Source organism: Thalassotalea atypica, assembly GCF_030295975.1.
Lineage (GTDB): Bacteria > Pseudomonadota > Gammaproteobacteria > Enterobacterales > Alteromonadaceae > Thalassotalea_F > Thalassotalea_F atypica.
In genome coordinates, this window is the sequence record NZ_AP027364.1 from 3,819,468 (window position 1) to 3,841,623 (window position 22,156).

The following is a 22,156-nucleotide window of genomic DNA, read 5'->3' on the forward strand; positions in this document are numbered from 1 at the left end:
TACACGCTAATCTATTACGCGCTGAACAAGCCCACTGATAGCCTCTATATGGTCATCTCTTGAGTTAAGTGCAGGAATATAACGATAGCTCTCTCCACCTGCCTCAATGAATATTTCACGATTTTCGGACTCTAGTTCTTCCAAAGTTTCTAAACAGTCAGCACTAAACGCAGGACTAATAATTGCGACGTCCTTCACGCCCTGTTCGGGCAATGATGCTAAGGTTGCGTCTGTATATGGCTTCAACCATTCAGCCTTACCAAAACGCGATTGAAAAGTCATGACATAGTCTTCGTCAGCTAATCCTAATTGCTCTATTACAAGTCGTGTTGTCTTAACGCAAAAACAATAATACGGGTCGCCTTGGCTGTGAAATAATTTCGGCATGCCATGATAAGAAAAAACTAACTTTTTTGGTTGACCAAATTCAGCAAAGTGTTCGCTGATGCTATTAACCAGAGCTTTGATATACATAGCATCGTCATGATAGCTACTGAGGAAATGTAAACTAGGTATCCAACGCCAAGTCTTTAACTCATCAGTTATCGCATCAAATGTTGAGCCTGTAGTCGGTCCTGCATATTGGGGATAGAGTGGCAATACGATAATATTGTTGACACCTTGCTGTTGAAAGTTTTTCAATGCCTTCGCAATAGATGGCTCACCATAACGCATGGCTAAATCAACGATCACAGTATCACCATACTTACTTGTAATTTTCTTTCGTACCTTTTCCGTTTGTTGCTCACTGATGGCCAATAAAGGGGAGCCTTGATCCGTCCATATGCTTTGATACAACTTCGCTGACTTCGCTGGTCTAATTCGCAAAATAATGCCATGAAGAATTATCATCCAAATAAAACGAGGGATTTCGACCACACGAGGATCAGATAAAAACTCCCGTAAATAGGTCCGTAAAGCGCCGGCGGTTGGCTCAGATGGGGTACCTAAATTGGTGAGCAATACCCCAGTTTTAGCCTTGGAATTATGAACAGATTGGTCAATACCGTTAAAGCGAGACATACTAAATGATCAGTCCTTATTCTTTATAAAACGGCTTCAATAGCCTGGATAAATTCTTTGTCTTCGGGTTTCATTTTGCTATTAAAGTGTTTCACTGTCTTCTTATCTCGACTAACAACATACTTATAGAAATTCCACTTAGGGGAGGTAGTTTTGTCACCCAAATGTTTAAATACTGGGTTAACATCCGATCCACGAACAGCAGATGTTTGTAACATAGTAAACGTCACACCATAATTGACAAAACACACTTTGGCGGTTTCTTTTTCTTCGTCCTCTTCTTGGAAAAAATCATCCGAAGGAAAACCGATAACCACCAAGCCACTGTCTTTATATTTTTTGTGAATGGCCTCTAAAGATTTAAATTGCGGTGTAAAGCCACAGTTAGAAGCCGTATTTACCACCAATATTGCTTTCCCTTGCGTTAATTCACAAAGGTTTACCGACTCTTTCGAGTGTAACTTGCGCATTTCGGTGTTCAAAAACGCAGGACAAGCAGCTTCTGCTTTGTTGATAGTTTGGCTGATTATTTCACCTGAATGAGCATAGGCATTTAACGAAAGTCCAAAAAATAAAAAGCCCAATATCTTGAATTTATTCACTCGTAATCCTTTAATTCCCTTAATTTAAAATCGACAAAGCCAGTGTGATGAGCACTGGCGTTTTTATTCACTATTTTATCAAACCACTATGGTACGACTTCATCTATAACTAATTCAATGTCTTGTGTAGTTGTCACATTAATATTGGTTTGCTCTGCCTTAAAGTCTCCTGATTTAATGCCCGCACCACCGAGTTTAGAAACCACCGCATACACATGAACAACGCTAACATCACTCAGTTTTGCTTGTGGGCTCATTGCGGTTGCATCACTTAGCACAACCTTTGCAGGCAAATCGCTAGCCATCATTTTAACAGCAGCAACCGGCATTCTTGCTCCTTGTGCTGGCACCGCGTAGATGAACACGACCTTGTCTTCACTTTGACTCAGTTTTTCTATAATGCTATCGCTTAGCGAGACATCAACCGATAATTGTGGGCCTGCTACTTCGGTATTGTTTGCAACTTGCTCACCGGAAGCCGTTAATCGATTTTTCGCTTCAGAGATAGCTTCTCTAAGCGCTTCAACGTTGACCGTGCTACGACCTGAGTTTATCACCACTGTCCAATAATCAATGGCTTGCTGATATTCCTGAGCCATAAAATTATGCATACCTAATAGGATATTGGTTGAAGGGTCGTTCGGGTCTATCGATAAGGCTTTATCAATAAAGCTTTGTACTTCTGGCGTAATATGTTGATCAGCACGATAATACATTGCTTGTGCTTTAGCACCGTACAAGTCGGCATGTTCACCTTCAATAGATATTACGGTGTCAAAGGCTTCAATAGCAGAATCAAAACGACCTAACCCAACATAAGCCTGTCCTAAAGCGTACCATGCCTCTGCATTCTGTGGGTTTTCAGTTGTTTGCTTTATTAAAGCTTCCATTTGCTGATGAACCTGCATTTGTTCACTATCCGCTGGGGTAGGTGGCGATTGAGATAACTGCTCTAATGCACCATGCTGGTTATAAAACACAATAGAAAAAACTAACACAAAAATACTTAACATGACTGGCCACATCAGCCCTAATGGGCGATCTTGTGATAAATCAGCGGCACTGGTATTTGACTGGTCAATGTCTTGCAGTAAGCTTTTATCTAGCTCGGCAAGCAAGTATTTGTAACTTTCATCATCAATAGCGCCATCAGCAAAATCTTTTTCAATTTCTGCCTTGTGCTCGTGATACAAATCAACGTTCGTATTTTCACGGCGTTGACTGGTGAATGTTTCGTCTTGATCTTTATTCTTATTTGCAAAAATAAAGTGACCCCAAATAATCCCTAAAATTAACAGGATAAAAATTACTAAAAGGCTTAAAACTTCGATCATGATTTATCTTTATCCGTGAGTACTTTGTCTAATGCTTGTTGCTGTTGTTCTGAAAGTTCAACATCACCCTTATCAACCGTTTTTCGTCGAGCAATGCTGACCACGACTATGACGCCAATCAGCAATAAAATCGCTGGAGCAAACCAAAGAATATAGGTCAACGAACTAACCCGTGGACGATATAAAACGAACTCGCCGTAACGATCGACCATATAATCGGTAATCTCCATGTCCGCCTTGCCTTCATTTAGCATGCGATACACTTCATTTCTTAAATCGATAGAAATCTGTGAATTTGAATCAGCTAAATTTTGATTCTGACATTTTGGGCAGCGCAACTCTTTAATAAGTTCACGATAACGCTTCTCTGTCACCGGGTCATCAAAACTGTGGGTATCGCTCGGCGTCGCATTGACAGCTAATGTTGTTAAAAACACAGCCACTAATATGAGTATGGCTTTAATCAATTGCATTATTCACCTCGCGCTCGTTCTTGTTCGATTTGCTTTATCAGCGGCTCAAACTCTTTTTCCCACACTTGGCCGACAATCGGGCCAGCAAAACGTTTACGTATAATATTATGATGATCGACAACAAAAGTTTCCGGTGCCGCATAAACGCCAAGATCTAAACCCAACTTTCCTTGTTCATCAAAAATGGAAAAACGATAGGGGTCGCCTAGGTCTCGTAACCACTTCAATGCCAATTCACGATCATCTTTATAATTGATGCCGTAAATAGTAAAACGATTATTTTTGGCCAGCTCTAACAAATCAGGATGTTCATGACGACATGATGGACACCAAGTTGCCCAGACATTCAGTAATTTAATACCAGAATCTAGTGATTCGGCGGTTAAAGTTGTAGAAGGGTCTTTAAGTTGCGCCAAGGTAAACGCTGGCACAGGCTTACCGACCAATGCCGACGGAAGTGCTTGTGGGTTTAAAAATAAACCACGATAAAGCACAACACCTAATGCAATAAATACAATGAGTGGTAAGAAACGAATGATTTTGCCCATATTTTTAATATTCTTATGCTGTTGTTGCAGAGTCGATAACAGGTTTAGTTGTTACTGACGCGACTTGTTTTTTAGCTACTTTACGACGACGATAGCGTTTATCCAATATCGCCAGTAAACCACCAATGCTCATGAAAATAGCCCCTAACCAAATCCAACGGACAAACGGCTTAATATGGACACGTATCGCCCACGCGCCGGCACCTAACGGATCGCCCAGTGCAACGTAGACATCACGGAATAACCCAGGGTCAATCGCGGCCTCTGTCATCCCCATGGTTTGTACACGGTATTCTCGACGTTCAGGTTGCAACAAAGCAACAAAGTCACCTTGTTTAAATACTTCTATTTGCCCTTGTTCAGCCGAATAGTTTGGCCCTTCAACATGTGTAGTGCCATTGAAGGCAAAGGTAAAGCCAGCAATAGTCGCTTTCTCACCTGGAGCCATTCTTACGTTCGTTTCAGTCTCATAGCTTGATACCAACGTAACACCAACGATGGTCACTGCTATACCAAAGTGCGCAAAGGTCATACCCAATTGGCTCATGGTCAATTTACTGGTTTGTTTTTTCTGGTTAGCCAGTTCCTTTAATACGACTAATCCAACCCATGTAGCCAAACCTACACCGACACTCACTAACCAATTAAACTCACCCGCATAGGCAACTGGGAAGACTAAACCGACAATGACACTGATGATTGTTAATGGGTTAAGCTGTTTTCTTAACTCGCCTTTTTTCGCTTTTTTCCAGCGGATCAAAGGACCAATGCCCATCACCACAAATAAGACTGCCATCATTGGAACAAATACGGCATTAAAGTAAGGAGGACCTACAGAAATCTTACCTAAACCCATTGCATCAATGAACAACGGATAAAGCGTACCGAGCATTACAGTTACGGCTGATGAAACCAAAATAATATTAGCGATTAACAACGCCGTTTCTCGAGAATATAAAGAAAAGCGTGAAAAGCTTTGCACATTACTTGCTCTAAATGCGTATAAGGTCAATGAACAACCGACGGTGATAGCAAGCAATAGCAAAATAAACGCACCACGGCTTGGATCTGCAGCAAAAGAATGCACAGAAGTAATTACACCTGAGCGCACTAAGAAAGTACCTAACAAACTTAAACTAAAGGCAAATATAGCCAATAAAACGGTCCAATTTCTAAAGGCGCCACGTTTTTCAGTCACTGACAGTGAGTGAATTAATGCGGTACCGACAAGCCATGGCATAAACGAAGCGTTCTCTACTGGATCCCAGAACCACCAACCACCCCAGCCAAGTTCGTAGTAGGCCCACCAGCTGCCTAAAGCAATGCCCAAGGTTAAGAATATCCACGCAGCAACCGTCCAAGGACGAGACCAGCGTGCCCATGCCGCATCCATTTTTCCACACATAAGTGCTGCAACCGCGAAAGCGAAGGCAACAGAGAAGCCAACATATCCCATGTACAGCATTGGTGGATGGAAAATAAGACCTAAATCTTGCAATAAGGGATTTAAATCGCGCCCTTCAATTGGCACATTCGGCCATAATCGCTCAAATGGGTTCGAGGTTAATAGGGTAAATAGCATAAAGCCAACCGCAATCATGCCCATGATGGCTAATACACGGGCAATAAAAGCTTGTTCGATGTCTTTGCTGTATTTCGCAACCGCCATGGTCCATGCGGTTAAAGAAAATACCCAAAGCAATAACGAGCCTTCATGCCCCCCCCAGACGGCACTTATTTTATAATAATAAGGTAAATGACTGTTGGAGTGACTGGCGATATATTTCACTGAAAAATCATCAAGTACAAAACTATACCCCAACAATGAAATACTGATAGCAGTAAAAATGAACATGCCGAACGTAAGCGGTTTAGCATAACTGACTAATTTAGCATTATTGGAATAGACACCAACCATTGGAATAACACTTAAACAAACTGCAAATGCGAGCGCAATAATTAAGGCAAAATGGCCTAACTCAGGGATCATTAATTTCTCCATGCCAATTGTATTGAAAAGTAGTAAAAATACACGAATTGATACAATTTGGTGATCTAAAAAATTGCATCAATTCTAGCACTATTTAATTGATGATTTCAGCATTAAGCGTAGGTTTTTGTATTTAGATCAAATAATGTTCGGAAAAGGAAAAGTGAAACACTGCCCAAGCGAATAATTTGTAGTATGATACGTTCAACTTAAGTCATCCTATTGTTTAACAAGCTATAAGTAAGTGAGTTCCGTTGTCGTCTGAGTCCATCCCGCTAATATCTGCTGATCAATTAACTTGCATTCGAGAAGACAGAATCCTTTTTGAGGAGTTGTCTTTTAGTATCAATGCCGGCGACATTGTTCAAATTGAGGGTCCTAATGGCGCAGGTAAAACCAGCTTATTGCGTATTCTTGCTGGTTTATCCGAACCATATGAAGGCACGATTGCGTTTCGCGGTGAGTCCATTAGCGAACAACGCGAAGAATTTCATCGCAACCTACTCTATTTAGGGCATACGCCTGGAGTAAAAAGTGAGATGACAGCACAAGAAAACCTTGCCTTTAACCTTTCTTTGCACGGTTATGATCCAAGCGTGGCTGAAGAAACGTTAAGCAAAGTTAATTTATTAGGTTTTGAAGATGCCCTAGCCTCACACTTAAGTGCTGGCCAGCATCGTCGTATCGCACTAGCACGATTATGGCAGAGCCAAGCAAAAGTATGGATTCTCGATGAGCCGTTTACCGCCATTGATAAGCAAGGCGTGAAACATTTGGAAGATTTATTCATCAAGCACACCAACGAAGGCGGCACTGTGATATTGACCACCCATCAAGACTTATCTTTTGAACGTTCATTACTAAGGAAGATCACTTTGGACTACAGGTTGTACTAGAGACTGATGATGCATACACCGACTCAACTTTCTTACCGCAGTGCTTTTATGTTGATTCTCAAGCGAGACTTAACCATCGCATTTCGACACAAAGATGATGTTATTAATCCTCTGCTGTTTTTTATTATCATAGTAACGCTGTTTCCGCTAGGCATAGGCCCTGAGTCTGCGACTTTAGCCCGAATTGCTCCCGGCATTATCTGGGTTGCGGCGCTATTATCGTGCTTGTTGTCGCTCGATCGATTGTTTAAATCTGACTACCAAGATGGCTCTCTAGAACAAATGTTATTGAGCCCACACCCTGTTTTCATCCTTACATTAGCGAAAATTACAGCGCATTGGCTACTGACAGGGTTACCTGTATTGCTAGTAGCGCCTTTACTTGCTGTGCTTTTACACTTACCGGAGCCGGCATATGGCGCCCTGATGTTAACGCTATTGTTAGGCACACCTGTACTCAGTTTCATCGGCGCGATAGGTGTCGGGCTAACCGTTGGTATTAAGAAAGGTGGCGTACTACTGAGTTTGATTGTTTTACCTTTATATATACCGGTATTGATTTTTGCGACCAGTGCCGTGGATACCGCAGCACTGAGCTTACCCTATAGTGGCCAACTTGCTATAATTGGCGCACTATTCTTTGGCTCTTTAACCCTTGCACCCCTCGCAGTAGGTGCAGCTTTAAAAGTGAGTACTAACTAAATGTGGAAATGGCTACATCCATATGCAAATCCTGAAACGACCTATCGTTTTACAGGAAAAATTAAACCATGGTTTTCATGGGCAAGCTTTATTCTTTTAACCATTGGCCTTGTTTGGGCGCTGATGTTCGCGCCAGCTGATTACCAACAAGGCGATAGCTTTAGAATATTTTACCTTCACGTTCCCGCCGCAATGCTGTCGATGGGCATTTATGTAGGCATGGCAATTGCCGCGCTATCGAGTTTGGTATGGCAGCTAAAAATGGCAGATGCCTCAGCAGCAGCGCTCGCTCCAATCGGCGCTGTATTTACCGCTATCGCCCTCATCACTGGAGCGGCTTGGGGTAAGCCTATGTGGGGGACGTGGTGGATTTGGGACGCACGTTTAACCTCTGAACTTATTTTATTGTTTTTATATCTTGGCGTCATTGCTCTGCACAATGCTTTTGACGACAAACAATTGGCAGGCAAAGCGGCAGGGATTTTATCACTGGTCGGTGTGATCAATATCCCCATCATTAAGTATTCAGTAGAATGGTGGAACACCTTACATCAAGGGGCCACAGTCTCTAAACTAGGTAAACCAGCAATGAGCCTAGAAATGTTTTGGCCATTTTTATTCTGTTTCTTTGGTTTTTCATTTCTTGTCGGCGCTTTAATGTGTACACGTTTTCAAACCGAGCTACTCGCAAGAAATCGGATGCGCCCGTGGGTGCGCCAGCTGGTTGAACAGGAGAGTAAATAATGCAATTTGATAGCTTTAGCGATTTTATCAATATGGGCGGATATGCCTTTTATGTTTGGTTTGCCTTTGGTGTCTCTGGTGCGTTATTGGTGCTACTTACCTTAACGACTAAATACAATCATAAAAAAATCAAAGCAGATATTATTCAACAAATTAAACGTGAGCAAAAATTGAAACAAGCCGCGAAAATACACAAGCAATCTCAAGAGGTAGCAAATGAATCCTAGACGTAAAAAACGATTAACCATTGTTATATCCATTCTTGCTGGGCTAGGCGTCGTTGCAGCCTTGGTGTTATATGCATTAAGCCAAAACATTGATTTATTCTATAAGCCAAGTGAAATCCACTACGGTAAAGAAGACACGGGTACTAAGGCATTTGTTGGACAACGAATGCGCGTCGGCGGTTTAGTTGTTCCTGGTACGGTGATTCGAGATGAGAATAGCTTAAAAGTCCGTTTTAAATTAGCCGACATGAAAATGCCAATTGCATTTGACGCTAATGATCCGATGATCACAGTTGAATATGACGGCATTCTTCCTGACTTATTCCGTGAAGGCCAAGGTATTGTCGCCAACGGTACACTTGAAAAAGGATTTATTATTGACGCCAGTGAAGTACTCGCCAAGCATGATGAAAACTATATGCCTAAAGAGTTAGCTGACGCCGCAGGCGAGAAACATGAAAAGCCAAGCTATACCAAAGAGCAGTTAGAAAATAACTGATTTATGTACCAGTAATTCATTAGAGCCATAGCAATGATTGTTATGGCTTTTTTATTAGTCTGACAAAACACCAAACCAAAAAGCTAATTCAAAGAATACGCCCGCCCCGATAAACAAGTAAAGACCTTGTGTAAAACCTATTCCATAGGATGCTAAAGCCGTTAATAGAAACGTCATGAGTACTAACCAATTTTTCAACTAACCACCCCATATGCTCACGTGAAACATGACATAATGGTAGAGTCTAGTTTATAGACTGGCAAATCAACAGTCAGAGCAATGTGAGTCAACAAGATCAAGATGATGCAAAAGATAGTTAAAAATAATCTTTAGCCGAGATCGCGTCACACCTGAATTTCAGTTATTGTCGGGGTAAGTCAACTAGATGTTTTTTAACAAAAATAAACAAGCGCACAATCTATTATGCCATTTTCACAATTTCTATCCACGACGCTTATCATATTATCCTTGACTGGCTGTGCTGTTGTACCGTCGGTTAATAAAGAGTATGACAAGCAATGTAACATCGTGAAAAAGAATATTGAGCTTTCTATCGAACAAGTTGATGCATTCGACCAACTTCATTGTTCGAGTAACCACGAATGTAAGGCCGATTTCTTAGGGCAAGTAGCTGGTGCAGCTCTGATATTCCCCGTAAGCGCAGTTATTTCTGGGTCAATTGCCGTTGTCGGCAACACTATGTATTGGCTAACAGAGCTGGGAGAATGTTCGCCTAAAGTGGAAGAAAATCACGACAATTCAGACGAAAAAAAACCTAAGCAAAATACTTAGGCCGACCAAATATTGATCTTTTAACGCACCCGGAAAGGTTAACGAAGCAATAAGTATAAGCTAAACCTCACTCCGCATTGTTTAAACTACCATTGCTTAATTTTATGACCTTTAATCGCATAAAATAAAATATAGATATAAAGAGGTAACATCATAGCGTAAGCGGCTTGTCCGCCAATGGTTTCAGACAATACCCCATAAACTAGCGGCAACAACGCACCACCTGAAATGCCCATGATTAACAAGGCTGAGCCTTTCGCGGTAAACTTACCTAATCCTTCGAGCGCCAGCGGCCACACAGCTGGCCATACTAAGGCATTAGCAAAGCCCAGCAAAGCAATGAACGCGATGGTATCAGGTAGTAATGGTACGCCCATCCAGCCCCATAACATACTCGACACCGTTGTACTTGTGCTATCGCCAAAAACCACCAGTAATGAGAAAATCAAACCTGAAACTGCTGATGCTTTAAGCGCAGTTTCTTGGCCAACAAAACGAGGAATTAACACAATACCTAAACCATAACCAATCAACATAAAGGCCATAGTATATGACGTTAATGATGTAGCATTAGCAACCCCCAAGTTAGAGGCAAACAAACCAATAGTGTCCCCTGCTATCACTTCAGCACCAACATAAACGAAAATCGTAACAGCGCCTAATATCAAGCTTGGGAACTGCATAATGGATGTTCTTTTTTCCGCAGCACTTGTATCACCTACCGCCTCCACTTCATCATCATTTGATGATAATTCAGGTAATGGCGATAATTTCAATAACAGTGCCAACACAATAAACGCGATAGCCATGCCCAAGTACGGATTAATTAACCCATTAGATAACGCCGTGATTGTGTCTGACTTTTCTGGCTCTGCCATTGCTGCAATTGATACAGCTGATACGCCAGCGAAGTCGCCTAGCACTACAGCAGTAAATACGATTGGCGCTAGAAAGCCTGCTCCTTTGTTTAATAGTCCCATAAACATGATACGTACAGCAGCGCTTTCAACGGGCCCTACTTTAACCACATACGGGTTTGCAGCTGTTTGCAACAAGGTTAAACCACTACCAATTACAAATTGTGCAATAAGAAAGATCACAAACTCCTGTGACATGGCTGCTGGAATATAGATTAAGAAGCCCACTACAAGGCCTAATAGACCAATCGCCATACCATTTTTGTAACCCAGCTTTTCCAATATCATCGCTGATGGAAGGGCCATAGCGGTATAGGCAAAATAAAACGCTGAAGCTACTAGTAGTGCTTCGGTTTCTGAAAGCTGGCAGACCATTTGTAAATAAGGTACAAGCGCACCATTTTGCCAGGTCACGAACCCGAAAATAAAAAATAATGCACCGATGATGGCAAGTGGCACCATATTCGTTTTGGGCGCTGTTTTTGACATTGTCATCTCCATAAATTCCTCACATTTTCGTTATCGTTTTATTTGTAATTTTAATTATTGGTTGCTTTGGGCTATCGCCTGTATAGCTGATTTTCCATTCTTCAAACTTTATATACTTCTAGTTCTCTAGGTCATCATAAACAACTTGCCCTTCAATCCAGGTTTGAGATACAGATAATTCACCATTAAGTACAACAAAGTTGGCATTCGCACCGTTGATCAGTTGCCCGTGAGCATTTTGCAAATTGATGTAGTCAGCAGGATATAAACTTGCCATGCGAATTGACTCATCCAGCGGTAATTTTAATTCATGATGAGTATTTTTTACCGCCGTGGCCATATCTAGAACAGAGCCTGCAAGCTCACCTGTCGTAGAAGTTAACTTGCCTTCACTGAGCAAAACTTTACGGTCGAAAAAATCAAAGGATTGTTGTGCTGTACCGACAGGTGGCATGGCATCTGTCACCAAGAACACTTTACCTGTCGGCTTAGCATTAATTGCTGCTTTGCAGCTAACAAAATCAACGTGGTGTCCATCGATGATAATGCCACAACTCGCATGGTCATTAACCAACGCACATCCTACAACGCCAGGCTCTCGAGCATTAAGCGGCGACATCGCATTATACAAATGGGTAAAACCATCAGCGCCGGCATCAATCGCGTTTTGTGCAACATGGTAGTCGGCATTGGTGTGACCTAGACATACTTTAATGCCCATGCTTACCATCTTAGCAATGTCTTGTGTTGAGATGTTTTCAGGTGCTACGGTCACTAGAATCTGACCAATATCCTGCCTAGCTAATACTCGCCACTCTGCATCAGAGATCGGGCGAATAAATTCCGCGCTGTGTGCACCTTTCTTGGCGACAGATAAATGCGGCCCTTCAAAATGAATACCGACAATACCAGGAACGTGTTCTTCTATAGCTTGAGCAACGGCATCAGCTGCTTTTTCCATGACCTCAACGCGATCAGTGATCAGCGTGGGTAACATTGCCGTTGTGCCGTACTTTGAATGAGCGGCCATGATGGTTTTAACTGCTTCAATCGAGGGAGTGGCATTCAGTAAGCAACCGCCACCACCATTGACCTGTAAATCAATAAAGCCTGGTACAACAAGACCACTTAGTACGTGATCACCTACTTGCACTTGAGCATGACTTTCTATCGCCAACACCTTGCCGTTTTCAATCAGCAATCGAGCATTGTCATGATAATTTTGGCCATCAAACAGCCGATGCGCAAATATCGAAGTACCGTTCATTTTATAATGTCCGTGTTACTTTCTTTAAGCCTTTAGGCTCATCAGGATTAAACCCCTTGCTCACTGCAACTTTTGCCACGTCAAGGTAAAAACGTTGTAGAACCACCAATGGTGCCAAACGTGGATGAACGTCAAGATCGATTTGACGCAGATGAACCATATCCGCACCGCGACTAGCCACTTCATCGATTTGCTCTTGATGGGGTTTTGCACTTTCATCATGCACCGCACAATTGAGTATGGCTAAACCCTGCTCAACTAAAGTAACTGGGCCATGTAAGAATTCTGCACTGCTAAAAGCTTCGGCATGAATACTACTAACTTCTTTCAGCTTTAAGGCCATTTCTTTACTCACAGCAAAGCCTAAGCCGCGACCAAGCACAACCATATTTTTTACTTCAGCCAGTGACTCTGGTGTTAACTGATGACCACTGTCAATCATCGCCTGCATCGCCGAAGGAAGTGTGTCCAGTGCAGAGATAAGCGTCTGATTTTGCGTCCAATAGGCCGTTAACTGCAATAACGCTGACAAGGTCGCCAGATAACTTTTCGTTGCAGCAACAGACACCTCAGCGCCGGCTTTAAGTGGTACGAAGTCGTCAACTATACCGGCAAGAGGAGAAGATTCATCATTGACCAAGGCAATACAATACGCGCCTGCATCTTTTGCCATTTTGGCCTGAGCCAGAATATCAGGAGAACGGCCAGACTGAGAGATTACAACCACTAGGGCGTCATTCAAATTAAGTTGCTTACCATAGACACTTGCGACTGAGGGAGCGGCAGAGCTAACAGGTACACCGGTTTCTATCTCAATCAAGTATTTACCAAATACACCGGCGTGATCAGACGATCCACGGCCAATGATCATAACCAGTTTCGGCGCCAACAGACGAAGCTTCTCACCAACGCGTGTCATCAAAGCTTGGTTTGATGTTAATTGATGTTCTATTACTGATGGCGACTGCTTCGCCTCTTGTTCCATAATTGTTTGCGTCATGTTGTTAAACCTGTTTACTGACTAATTGAAAATTGTTTATTGCTGTTTAGCAAAAATCACCGAGCCCACTTCGGGGGGGTACAACGGCTCAGCCAAAATGGCTTGAATATCGTGATCTAACCAAGGAGAAAGTAACGGTGTAAGCCCACCAATAAGCGATAAGCGTGGCGGCTGCTTTGTCAGTAACTGTCTTGCAACTCGGCTGATATAATCAGCACCTTCTTCAATAATAGCTTTTGCGACTGCGTCGCCATTATTGGCAGCTTCAAAGACAAACCCTGCCATTTTGGCGTAAAACGCCGCCGGTTTTCCAGCAATAATTTCTACCATTTGAACCGCGTCTTTAGCGCCTAAGAAGTTCAATATCATGCCGGTTAATGCCGTTGGCTCTACCAGTTGATCAATGGCAAGCAAAACTTGCTTAGCCGCTTGAAGGCCTATCCATGCGCCACTCCCTTTGTCACCATGTGGAAAACCATGAGCACCGACGATTTGGCTAACACCATCTACATGTACAAAGCCACATGAACCAGTGCCTGTTATCATGACAGCGCCATCTTGACCATCATGAGCACCTAGACAGGCAATTAGTAAGTCAGTGGCTAAGTGCATTTTTTTAAACGGGTGAGCCCAGTCATTCATTTGCTCAAATAAGACGGGTAAGTTAACGCCAGCAAGACCAACGCCCGCCGTAATGCTCGAAAGCGGCACATCAGAAAGGTTTGCATCAACCAAGGCCAATCGTGCTGATTCAGCAATGTTGTTGGTTGCTTGTTCAAAACCATGTAACGGATTTCCTGGTCCGGCGATGCCTGTACCCAAAATGGTATTGTTACTATCAACTACAATGGCTTTGCATTTGCTGCCACCGCCATCAATACCTAAAAAAAGCTCTTGGTTTTTGTCATCGCTTGTAAGCATTTTGACCTCGCGTCCTTTGTTTACGTCATTAACATTGTATTTAAAAATGATGTAACCACTTCGTTATTGATTTCATCTTACCATAAATGACAGCGTTGTCATTTGGTTTTTTAACATTATTAAAAATGTTTTGTATGATATTACTTATCGTTTTGTTATATCTATGTTTATTTGTTGATGGTTTGTTGATTATTGAGCAGAAACACGAGTCGGTCGACCTGCCCGCTTGCCATCTAGACTGCGGCTCCTCACTAGTACCTCTCCACTAACATCAACCGGCTGGCGGTAACTCTGCCATTGAGCGCCTTGAGTTTTGTACTCGATAGGGAGTCCAGGAAAGGCTATGTTTGCATTAAGCTTCCCAGAAATGATTTTAGCACCGACTGTTGGCAAGCGGTATTGAACATTATCGAGTTCAAGTTTTGCCAACTCTTTTGTACCTATGGTATGGGCAAACAATTGCCAAGCATTATCCCGAGTGGCCTTTAGCGTATCTGTAAACGTGTTACTTTGTTGGCTATATTCAAACCCTTGGTATTTATAAGGTACGGCCCAATTAGCCTGATGCCAGCCGCGCTCAGCCAATGAAAATAATCTTGGAAAAATTTTGTGCTCTGCTGTGGCATCAGTACGGGTATTTTCGCTCCATAACTGTCCCTGCACACCATAGAATCTTACACCCGGTTGTAGCGGTGAAGAAGTTATTTTTCCCTCATCGTCCTTCGTTAATCGATCATCAGCAACATATGGGTTATCTTCACGGTCTAACCAAAATTCGGCATGGACCGGTAAATTATCAGGCATAAATTGAAAGAGTTTCTCTGTGTTGCTGCGACGAGCCGCCCAATAGTAACCGTGCTCTTTAGGATCCGCCTCGTAAGGAAAGTCAAAATAGGTTACATCTGGACTTGATACCACCACTTGCCAGTTATAATTTGCGATTTTATGGCTAGATTTATGGCCACCAGACGCCAACGGGTGCCATGCATTGGCTTGGATAACAGCCGGCATGTTTTTCACATTGGTATGTTCTAAACCATCTATCCAGGCCGCTGCTTCAATATCAAGTTCAGCTAAAATATTCGCAGTACGTTCGACAAAGTACGCCCCTAGCTCTTTTGCACTACTAATTTCAGCGTTGTGTTTGGCGAGAAACTCCTGACATTTTGGTGAATTTACCCACGCCCCTGCTGTTTCATCAGCGCCAATATGATAACGGGTTAATGGTTGACCTGCTTGTTCATGAATCGCTTTTACATCAAGCATCACTTGTTTAACAAACGCATACGACGATTCCATACAAACATTAATAGTATTGTCGTTGTAGTATTGAACAGAGGAATACTCAGTCTTATCTTGCATGTCATGCAGCAAAAATTCTACCGCCTTGTCTTCTTGCTCTTTTGCCATGTATTTTTCGTAGCGAGCGTTCATCGCTTTTACGGCTGCACGCGAATGTCCTGGCATGTCCAACGACGGTATGACCTGAATAAACCTGGCACTGGCAGCTTTGAGCAGCTCTTGATATTCCGCGACGCTGAAATAGCCATTAACACGACTTTCATGATCAACACCGGCGCCTAATTGTGGCATCAAACAAGTAGTTTCGCTGGGATCGAAACAGCGTTTGCTGCTCAGCTCTGTTAGTTCAGGCAACGAAGGGATTTCTAATCTCCACCCTTCATCATCGCCTAAATGTAGATGGAGTTTATTTAACTTGTAGGCTGCCATTTGATCCAGCAATCTGAGCATAAATTCTTTACTACGAAAATTTCGAGCAACATCAACCAACATACCTCGAAATTCATAATGCGGCTCATCTTTGATAGTCACTAACGGAACAGAGGTTTGCCCAATAGAAATCAGACTTGCTAGTGACTGCAGCCCGTTAAACACGCCATTATCATCAACACCGGTTATAGTGATTTTATCTTTAAGCACATTCAGTTGATAGCTACCCATTTTTTTAGTGTCATCTTTGTTCACTTTAAGGTTGAGTTCACGTCCTTGTGTACTCCTAGAAATCCCGAGTTTTTCAAGCCGTGAAATTGCGACACTAACACGCTCAAGCTTTATGTTTTCAGATGTAATATTGATACCTGTGGCGAGATCTAGCCGAGCCCTTGCCGGGTTAAAAGTAATACTCTTTGGGGTTGGAATAATTTGGTTTACTGCATCTGCTTGTGGTGCTTGCACAGCAAGATTCCGTTCAAATAAGGCTTCGGGAGTTAACCATTGAGTGTTGTCGGTTGCCTTTCGTTTGAAATGTTTAGCGACATCCGTATATGGCGCAACATAAGGGAGAATTTCAAGACCCGTTTCTACATCTATTTTTGCTTTTGTGCTTTCGATAACTCTTGCTTCTGTAGACTCACTGGCAACAATGTAATTTGGCAGCGCATCAGTTTCAGATAGTGACCAATAGTTTGCTCTAAAGGTTAAATGCTTAGTTTCACCTTGTTTAAAGCCATTGAAACCTTCTTTTAGACTGATCAGATGTAAGTCACCATTAATATGCTTTACATTAAACCAATCACTTTCGCTCGATTGAATAGGCGAGATTTGGCTAAAGTAAACAAACCAATCGTCCACAATAACCTCTTCTGTGGCGGTAAAACTCAGCTCCACTGTAAAGCACGCACCATCAGCTTTGGTTTTATCACATTTTTCATCTGGGATGTTAGTGATCAAGCGGTAGGTAACATCCAATGCATTAGCAAGTAAATCAATATCTTGTTGTGTGGCTAGTTTGACGTTTAAATTAGATTGATTAGCATGTTCGCCGTTAGCCAAGGCTGTGGCAGGATTTTTATCTGTTGCTACTTCATGTTCTTCGGCTGGTTGGCAGCCAATTAAAGCCGTATTTACGATTAAAAAAAGACCCGCTGCAAAGAAACGCATGTAATCACTCTTGAATTATTGTTGTCAAAAATTTACATTACCATACCAGTTATGACAGCGCTGTCAAAAGTTAATTTTTGTTTTATGGCAAATAATTGATAGCAATATTCTTTATGTGATGGTTAAAGTACTATCACACTTAATTTTTCTTATTGATGATAAAACGCTCGATAATGGATAAAACAATGCAAGTTGAAGTGAACATTGATGGAGAAAGGAAAACAATTGAACTGAGTCAAGCTATACAGCTGACTCGCCAAAAATCTCGAAGATATCCTCAGGCCGCTATCGATTTGGCTAACGCTATATTAGATCAACAGCCTGCGATATTGCCGCTGTATCACTTACTATTTGCACTGCTCAACAAACATACCCAATATGTGCTGTTAGAGTCATCAGCATTACAGGCAATCAGCTATTTTCCAAATGATGGCGTCAGCCATTTCGCTCTAGCCGCAGCGCAACGTCACGCGCGAAAACCAATGCAGAGTTTGGCGTCCTTGGAAAAGGCGACGGTATTAATGCCCGAACAAATTCACTGGCTACTACAACTGGCTATTCAGTACAAAGAACGCGGCGACTTTAGTAAGGCCTTATCTCTATTCAATCAATGCGCATTGCATGAACAAACAATGGCTGAAGCTTTGTATTGGCGATATAACATTGATAAAAAACTGCGCGCAGTAGAAGTGGATACACTCGTTGATAGGCTACATACGCAGCTGTCTTCACCCAATCATTCGGCAATACATGCCGCATTTTGTTTATATCAATATTTTGAGCAACAAGAAGATTTTGAATCTGCATGGCACTACCTTGAAATAGCAAACAAGTTAAAACATCAACAGCTAAAACAGCAATCAGCCTACTCCATCGAGCATGAGCTAAAAGAACACCATTTAATCCCTAAGTATTTTTCTCAAGATCTAATTGCGCACTCGCACAGGAATAAAACGTGCCCGTCCACCTCACCATCAATATTTATCTGCGGGCTACCGCGTTCGGGTACCACATTAACAGAGCAAATACTGTCAGCGCATTCTAAAATTTGTGCAGGTGACGAATTATTCGCACTAGCGCAAGCCAGCGCAGATGTGCTACATGAACATTCCATTACAGCTAACTTCCCTACTTGGTCAACATCACTTGAAGGTGGACAGTGGCAGAAGATAGGCAAGAAGTACCAACATTTGACTCAGCCGATACTCAATGCAGATGAAAAAGCGGTATGGCTAACTGATAAAATGCCACTAAACTATAAAGCCATTGGTATCATTCGGTTAGCGTTGCCAAGTGCCAAAATTATTTACTGTCGACGAAATCCTATTGATGTACTTTTTGGCTGCTTTAAGCAATTGCTTGGTGACGGCAACCCCTATTGTTATAACCTTGACGAGCTTTGCGACATGATCATCGCGCATCATCGGGTGATGATGCATTGGTTGACGGTATGCCCTGAGCATATTCATGTGTTTGATTATGAAAAATTGTTAGCAAACCAAACACAACTTACCGATCAGCTACTTAAGTTTATCGGCATAGAGTGGCAACAAGACTGCCTTGATTTTCACCAAAATAAGCGCATTGTCCACACCATCAGTAATGTTCAAATAAGACAACCACTGTCAACGTCCAACAATGGAGCTTGGCGACCATATCAAGCTCAATTACAGCCCTATATCGACAAGATCAAGAATGCAGGGATAGCGTATTAGATTTTCTGTAAACCAAATTGCTGTATTTTCTCGATAAGCTCTCGGTGTTTTGGCAGTCGAGTTGACGCCTGCTTAGCATGATTTTGCATCTGCTTGATCATCTCACTCGCCTGAATTGGTTGACGATATCGATGAGAGATTGCGGCAACGTCGGTTTGAAACTCCATACCATAGAGTACATACAGATAGTTTTCTAAATTGAAAATTTCAAAGCCGCTGAAAAAATCATACTGGCTAGGCGGTTGATACTTCCATCGCGCTAAGCGCTCTTGTAGCGATTCAGGAATAGAATTGAGCGCTCGATTATCTAGCCAAAACTCGCTGTCATCACGCTTTGAAATACAATAATGAAGCTTGATAAAATCAATCACCTTTTCCCAACTATATGACACCCGTTGATTAAAGAGTTTTGCAATCATTGGCATATCATCCATGGATGCAGGAAATTGCTCTGCGAGCATTTTTGCAGTCGCATCAAAAACCAATAAACCAGTTGCCTCCAGCGGTTCAACAAAGCCTTGGGATAAACCAAGCGCAACACAGTTTTTGTGCCAGAATTTTTCTCGGTAACCGATGTTCATCGAGATCACGCGCGTGTTGATGTTATCGCCTTGCTGACCAACATAATCCCTAAGAGTCTGCTCCGCTGCTTGGTGGGAGGTATGCGACGAAGAGTATACATGACCTATCCCACGGCGCCGTTGTAAACCAATATCCCATATCCAGCCAGCTTGCTGAGCAGTCGATATAGTATATGAGGGGATGGGAGTATTTTCTTGCTCATACGGTACTTGCATAACGACAGCATGATCAGCAAAAAGCACATCACTTTTATCAATGAAGTTAACGCCCATTGTCTGACCAATTAACAGCGCTGAAAAGCCCGTACAATCAATGAATAAATCGCCCGCTATTTCACCTTGTGTGTCGGTGATCACAGACTTGATGTCGCCGTTGTCACTGAGTACAACTTCCTTAACTTCAGCTAAGACATGCTTAACGCCTAACTTTTCGGTCGCGTTTTTAGTCAATAACGCAGAAAACTTTCCTGCGTCTAAATGATAGGCATAGGCCGACGCGCCCTGAAATTCAGGGGTAGTGATAAGCTTGGGAGCTAAACCTAAATCACACACCTTACCTTGTATGGCAACAGAGTCAGCAAAAGATAATCCATGATTTTCCATCAACCAATATGGGGTTAAATCCAGCTCATTGACATTAGGGTAATCAAATAAGTGATGATAATAGTCTGGCTTACCTACCACTGGATTATTGACCCAATCAACAAACTTAATGCCTTGTTTAAACGTTGCGTCACACTGCTGAATAAAGTCGGTTTCACTGATACCAAGCGCCTGTAATGATTGACGCATTAATGGCACTGTACCTTCACCAACTCCTATAGTAGGAATATTAGGAGACTCAACTAGCGTAATTTGTACTCCGTCAGCGTGCTTTGCAGAAAGATTTTTGGCCAGATGATTAGCAGCTAGCCAACCTGCCGTGCCGCCACCAACGATCACCACTTGTTTGATAGGTTGTGCAGCCATCATTATTGCTCCGCCCACATTTTTGCGATTTCAGCGAGCGACATATCATGCAAACTCTGTAAAAAATCTTTATGGCTTAAAGTTTGATTGACGGTGTGTACCCCCTTTCTAGCAAGTTTTTCAAACACCATGTCACTTTGCTGATGGCATATGTTCATGTTTAATTTGGGGTAATGCTGCATACCGTAAAGGATGAAGCGATAATTTTCATCCGTAAATGTTGTCGAATAGCCGCCAGCCAAATCAAAGTATTCACACACTTTGTGCTGCCATACGGCCAAATTGCGTTTCAGCTCAGGGCAGTGTTCAACGCTTTTTTGCGCTTGTTGCCAAAACTCAGTGTCGTCGCGATCCGTTAAACAATAGTGAAGCACAATAAATTGTTTTAAATCTTGATACGCGCCATTCATTAGTCGGTTATAAGAGTCTCTGACATCCTGCGCGACCTCTTTGGACGAAAGGTGTGTGGCTAGCAGGCGTGCGCCAATATTAATGATGTGTAATCCAGTCGACTCAAGCGGCTCGATAAACCCGCCGGACAAGCCAATGGCAATGCAATTGCCAATCCAAAATTCAGGCCTACAGCCGACTTTCATGTCCAAGTGAACGGTTTTTAAGATTTTCGCATTTTGACCGTTATGCGCAATTAACTCGGCCTCAGCTTGTTCTTTGGTTAATCGGTTTCCATCGTAGACATAACCGGTACCACGACGATTAACCAGATCTATTTGCCATGCCCAACCATTAGTCAAAGCAGTGGCGGTTGTATAAGGATTAGGTACTTGCTCGTTATTGTAGGCAATTTGCATGGCAACGGCTTTGTTGCAGGGCAATGCCTCTTCAAATGAAGTCCAGTTGTCTTCTTTTAACTGATTAATTAACAAGCCTTTAAAGCCAGTACTGTCAATATAGATATCGGCGCAGTGCTCACCGTGCTCAGTGATTATTTTGTCAATATTTTCGCCATCAGTGACGACTTCTGAGACGGTACCTTCAATATGAATAACGCCTGCTTCGACCGCTTTGTTGCGTAAATAGCGCGACATTAATGTAGCGTCGAGATGATACCCGTAAGGCACCGCGCCTTCATAAGGGCGTGCATTTTCCATTTTGGGGCAATGCCCTTTTTGGATCAGATAAGATGAAAGTGAAGCGCCTTGATCAAAACGCTCTATTTGCTCTCGGCCGCTGAGTAGCCATCGACTTGCTAGATCAAGACCTGGGCCTAATTGTACGTGTTCAAAAGGATGAAAATATTGATGCATTTTACCATCAACGGGCTTCATCCAATTGTTAAACATAATGCCCGTTTTCAACGTTGCATTGGTTTCTTTTAATAATTCGGCTTCATCAAGTCCCATGGCGGCGAAGAAAAGCCTGATGCTATGAACGGTTGCTTCGCCTACACCAATGATACCGATATCTTTACTTTCAATAACGGTTATCTTTACTGTCGGCTTTTGATGATTATAAAGCTGATTAAGGTATAGCGCGCTCATCCAGCCGGATGAACCGCCGCCAACAATAGTAATAGAAGTGACGGCTGATTCGTTCATAGATAACTCT

The 22,156-nt window shown here is 42.4% G+C and carries 21 protein-coding genes; 7 read left to right on the forward strand and 14 right to left on the reverse strand.

Annotated features, from left to right (window positions below; translation table 11 throughout):
- Positions 1-6: 6 nt before the first annotated feature.
- The 6 genes from hemH to QUE03_RS17255 all read right to left on the reverse strand — a co-directional run bounded on the left by hemH (position 7) and on the right by QUE03_RS17255 (position 5,970).
- Complete coding sequence (gene hemH, locus QUE03_RS17230; protein ID WP_286263193.1) at positions 7-1,023, reverse strand: ferrochelatase; 1,017 nt, start codon at positions 1,021-1,023, stop codon at positions 7-9.
- A 23-nt stretch (positions 1,024-1,046) separates the two neighbouring features.
- Complete coding sequence (locus tag QUE03_RS17235) at positions 1,047-1,553, reverse strand: glutathione peroxidase (RefSeq protein ID WP_286267902.1); 507 nt, start codon at positions 1,551-1,553, stop codon at positions 1,047-1,049.
- 158 nt (positions 1,554-1,711) lie between these two features.
- On the reverse strand, positions 1,712-2,959 hold the full coding sequence (ccmI, locus tag QUE03_RS17240; RefSeq protein ID WP_286263195.1) for a c-type cytochrome biogenesis protein CcmI: 1,248 nt from the start codon (positions 2,957-2,959) through the stop codon (positions 1,712-1,714).
- On the reverse strand, positions 2,956-3,432 hold the full coding sequence (locus QUE03_RS17245) for a cytochrome c-type biogenesis protein (protein WP_286263196.1): 477 nt from the start codon (positions 3,430-3,432) through the stop codon (positions 2,956-2,958). Before QUE03_RS17245 ends, ccmI begins: the two co-directional genes overlap by 4 nt.
- Entirely contained in the window at positions 3,432-3,980 is a 549-nt protein-coding gene (locus QUE03_RS17250; RefSeq protein WP_286263197.1) for a DsbE family thiol:disulfide interchange protein, read from the reverse strand. The genes QUE03_RS17245 and QUE03_RS17250 overlap by 1 nt, the downstream gene beginning before the upstream one ends.
- A 13-nt stretch (positions 3,981-3,993) precedes the next feature.
- Complete coding sequence (locus tag QUE03_RS17255; protein ID WP_286263198.1) at positions 3,994-5,970, reverse strand: heme lyase CcmF/NrfE family subunit; 1,977 nt, start codon at positions 5,968-5,970, stop codon at positions 3,994-3,996.
- A gap of 254 nt (positions 5,971-6,224) precedes the next feature.
- On the opposite strand from QUE03_RS17255, the gene ccmA reads away from it, so the two are divergent.
- From ccmA to ccmE, 5 genes are read left to right on the forward strand one after another with little or no spacing between them, the layout of a single operon-like run.
- Complete coding sequence (gene ccmA / locus QUE03_RS17260; RefSeq protein WP_286263199.1) at positions 6,225-6,866, forward strand: cytochrome c biogenesis heme-transporting ATPase CcmA; 642 nt, start codon at positions 6,225-6,227, stop codon at positions 6,864-6,866.
- 9 nt (positions 6,867-6,875) lie between these two features.
- Entirely contained in the window at positions 6,876-7,568 is a 693-nt protein-coding gene (gene ccmB / locus QUE03_RS17265) for a heme exporter protein CcmB (protein ID WP_286267904.1), read from the forward strand.
- Positions 7,569-8,312, forward strand: a complete 744-nt coding sequence (locus tag QUE03_RS17270; RefSeq protein WP_286263200.1) for a heme ABC transporter permease — start codon at positions 7,569-7,571, stop codon at positions 8,310-8,312.
- Positions 8,312-8,539, forward strand: a complete 228-nt coding sequence (gene ccmD / locus QUE03_RS17275) for a heme exporter protein CcmD (protein WP_286263201.1) — start codon at positions 8,312-8,314, stop codon at positions 8,537-8,539. The genes QUE03_RS17270 and ccmD overlap by 1 nt, the downstream gene beginning before the upstream one ends.
- A complete protein-coding gene (gene ccmE, locus QUE03_RS17280) occupies positions 8,529-9,038 on the forward strand; it encodes a cytochrome c maturation protein CcmE (RefSeq protein WP_286263202.1) in 510 nt (169 codons plus the stop codon). The genes ccmD and ccmE overlap by 11 nt, the downstream gene beginning before the upstream one ends.
- Positions 9,039-9,092: 54 nt before the next feature.
- Here the strand turns inward: ccmE and QUE03_RS17285 are convergent, their stop codons facing one another.
- Positions 9,093-9,215, reverse strand: coding sequence for a hypothetical protein (locus QUE03_RS17285; RefSeq protein ID WP_286263203.1), 123 nt, complete (start codon positions 9,213-9,215; stop codon positions 9,093-9,095).
- A 246-nt stretch (positions 9,216-9,461) separates the two neighbouring features.
- Here QUE03_RS17285 and QUE03_RS17290 point away from each other — a divergent pair, with 246 nt between their 5' ends.
- On the forward strand, positions 9,462-9,830 hold the full coding sequence (locus QUE03_RS17290; RefSeq protein WP_286263204.1) for a hypothetical protein: 369 nt from the start codon (positions 9,462-9,464) through the stop codon (positions 9,828-9,830).
- A gap of 86 nt (positions 9,831-9,916) precedes the next feature.
- Here the strand turns inward: QUE03_RS17290 and gluP are convergent, their stop codons facing one another.
- From gluP to QUE03_RS17315, 5 genes are all read right to left on the reverse strand, one after another.
- Entirely contained in the window at positions 9,917-11,242 is a 1,326-nt protein-coding gene (gene gluP / locus QUE03_RS17295) for a glucose/galactose MFS transporter (protein WP_286263205.1), read from the reverse strand.
- 112 nt (positions 11,243-11,354) lie between these two features.
- Positions 11,355-12,503 (reverse strand): N-acetylglucosamine-6-phosphate deacetylase, encoded by a 1,149-nt coding sequence (gene nagA, locus QUE03_RS17300; RefSeq protein ID WP_286263206.1) that lies wholly within the window; start codon positions 12,501-12,503, stop codon positions 11,355-11,357.
- Position 12,504: 1 nt separating this feature from the next.
- Positions 12,505-13,503: a glucosamine-6-phosphate deaminase NagB-II gene (gene nagB-II, locus QUE03_RS17305; RefSeq protein WP_286263207.1), complete on the reverse strand. Its 999-nt coding sequence runs from the start codon at positions 13,501-13,503 to the stop codon at positions 12,505-12,507.
- A gap of 36 nt (positions 13,504-13,539) precedes the next feature.
- Complete coding sequence (gene nagK / locus QUE03_RS17310) at positions 13,540-14,424, reverse strand: N-acetylglucosamine kinase (RefSeq protein ID WP_286263208.1); 885 nt, start codon at positions 14,422-14,424, stop codon at positions 13,540-13,542.
- A 189-nt stretch (positions 14,425-14,613) separates the two neighbouring features.
- Positions 14,614-17,325: a beta-N-acetylhexosaminidase gene (locus QUE03_RS17315; protein ID WP_286263209.1), complete on the reverse strand. Its 2,712-nt coding sequence runs from the start codon at positions 17,323-17,325 to the stop codon at positions 14,614-14,616.
- Between the two features lie 173 nt (positions 17,326-17,498).
- On the opposite strand from QUE03_RS17315, the gene QUE03_RS17320 reads away from it, so the two are divergent.
- Entirely contained in the window at positions 17,499-19,040 is a 1,542-nt protein-coding gene (locus QUE03_RS17320) for a tetratricopeptide repeat-containing sulfotransferase family protein (protein ID WP_286263210.1), read from the forward strand.
- On the opposite strand, the gene QUE03_RS17325 is transcribed toward QUE03_RS17320, so the two are convergent.
- Together QUE03_RS17325 and QUE03_RS17330 are read right to left on the reverse strand one after the other, a co-directional pair.
- A complete protein-coding gene (locus QUE03_RS17325) occupies positions 19,037-20,593 on the reverse strand; it encodes a tryptophan halogenase family protein (protein ID WP_286263211.1) in 1,557 nt (518 codons plus the stop codon). The genes QUE03_RS17320 and QUE03_RS17325 overlap by 4 nt on opposite strands.
- Positions 20,593-22,146: a tryptophan halogenase family protein gene (locus tag QUE03_RS17330; protein WP_286263212.1), complete on the reverse strand. Its 1,554-nt coding sequence runs from the start codon at positions 22,144-22,146 to the stop codon at positions 20,593-20,595. The genes QUE03_RS17325 and QUE03_RS17330 overlap by 1 nt, the downstream gene beginning before the upstream one ends.
- Between the last annotated feature and the right edge of the window lie 10 nt (positions 22,147-22,156).

Bases quoted from the DNA above. Each gene is read 5' to 3' on its own strand.
- QUE03_RS17325 (WP_286263211.1), bottom strand. From the start codon at position 20,593: ATGATGGCTGCACAACCTATCAAACAAGTGGTGATCGTTGGTGGCGGC.
- QUE03_RS17290 (WP_286263204.1), top strand. From the start codon at position 9,462: ATGCCATTTTCACAATTTCTATCCACGACGCTTATCATATTATCCTTG.
- nagA (WP_286263206.1), bottom strand. From the start codon at position 12,503: ATGAACGGTACTTCGATATTTGCGCATCGGCTGTTTGATGGCCAAAAT.
- QUE03_RS17255 (WP_286263198.1), bottom strand. From the start codon at position 5,970: ATGATCCCTGAGTTAGGCCATTTTGCCTTAATTATTGCGCTCGCATTT.
- ccmD (WP_286263201.1), top strand. From the start codon at position 8,312: ATGCAATTTGATAGCTTTAGCGATTTTATCAATATGGGCGGATATGCC.
- nagK (WP_286263208.1), bottom strand. From the start codon at position 14,424: ATGCTTACAAGCGATGACAAAAACCAAGAGCTTTTTTTAGGTATTGAT.
- QUE03_RS17330 (WP_286263212.1), bottom strand. From the start codon at position 22,146: ATGAACGAATCAGCCGTCACTTCTATTACTATTGTTGGCGGCGGTTCA.
- QUE03_RS17270 (WP_286263200.1), top strand. From the start codon at position 7,569: ATGTGGAAATGGCTACATCCATATGCAAATCCTGAAACGACCTATCGT.
- QUE03_RS17245 (WP_286263196.1), bottom strand. From the start codon at position 3,432: ATGCAATTGATTAAAGCCATACTCATATTAGTGGCTGTGTTTTTAACA.
- QUE03_RS17250 (WP_286263197.1), bottom strand. From the start codon at position 3,980: ATGGGCAAAATCATTCGTTTCTTACCACTCATTGTATTTATTGCATTA.
- QUE03_RS17285 (WP_286263203.1), bottom strand. From the start codon at position 9,215: ATGACGTTTCTATTAACGGCTTTAGCATCCTATGGAATAGGTTTTACA.
- ccmI (WP_286263195.1), bottom strand. From the start codon at position 2,959: ATGATCGAAGTTTTAAGCCTTTTAGTAATTTTTATCCTGTTAATTTTA.
- nagB-II (WP_286263207.1), bottom strand. From the start codon at position 13,503: ATGACGCAAACAATTATGGAACAAGAGGCGAAGCAGTCGCCATCAGTA.
- QUE03_RS17320 (WP_286263210.1), top strand. From the start codon at position 17,499: ATGGATAAAACAATGCAAGTTGAAGTGAACATTGATGGAGAAAGGAAA.
- gluP (WP_286263205.1), bottom strand. From the start codon at position 11,242: ATGACAATGTCAAAAACAGCGCCCAAAACGAATATGGTGCCACTTGCC.
- ccmE (WP_286263202.1), top strand. From the start codon at position 8,529: ATGAATCCTAGACGTAAAAAACGATTAACCATTGTTATATCCATTCTT.
- QUE03_RS17315 (WP_286263209.1), bottom strand. From the start codon at position 17,325: ATGCGTTTCTTTGCAGCGGGTCTTTTTTTAATCGTAAATACGGCTTTA.
- ccmB (WP_286267904.1), top strand. From the start codon at position 6,876: ATGCATACACCGACTCAACTTTCTTACCGCAGTGCTTTTATGTTGATT.
- hemH (WP_286263193.1), bottom strand. From the start codon at position 1,023: ATGTCTCGCTTTAACGGTATTGACCAATCTGTTCATAATTCCAAGGCT.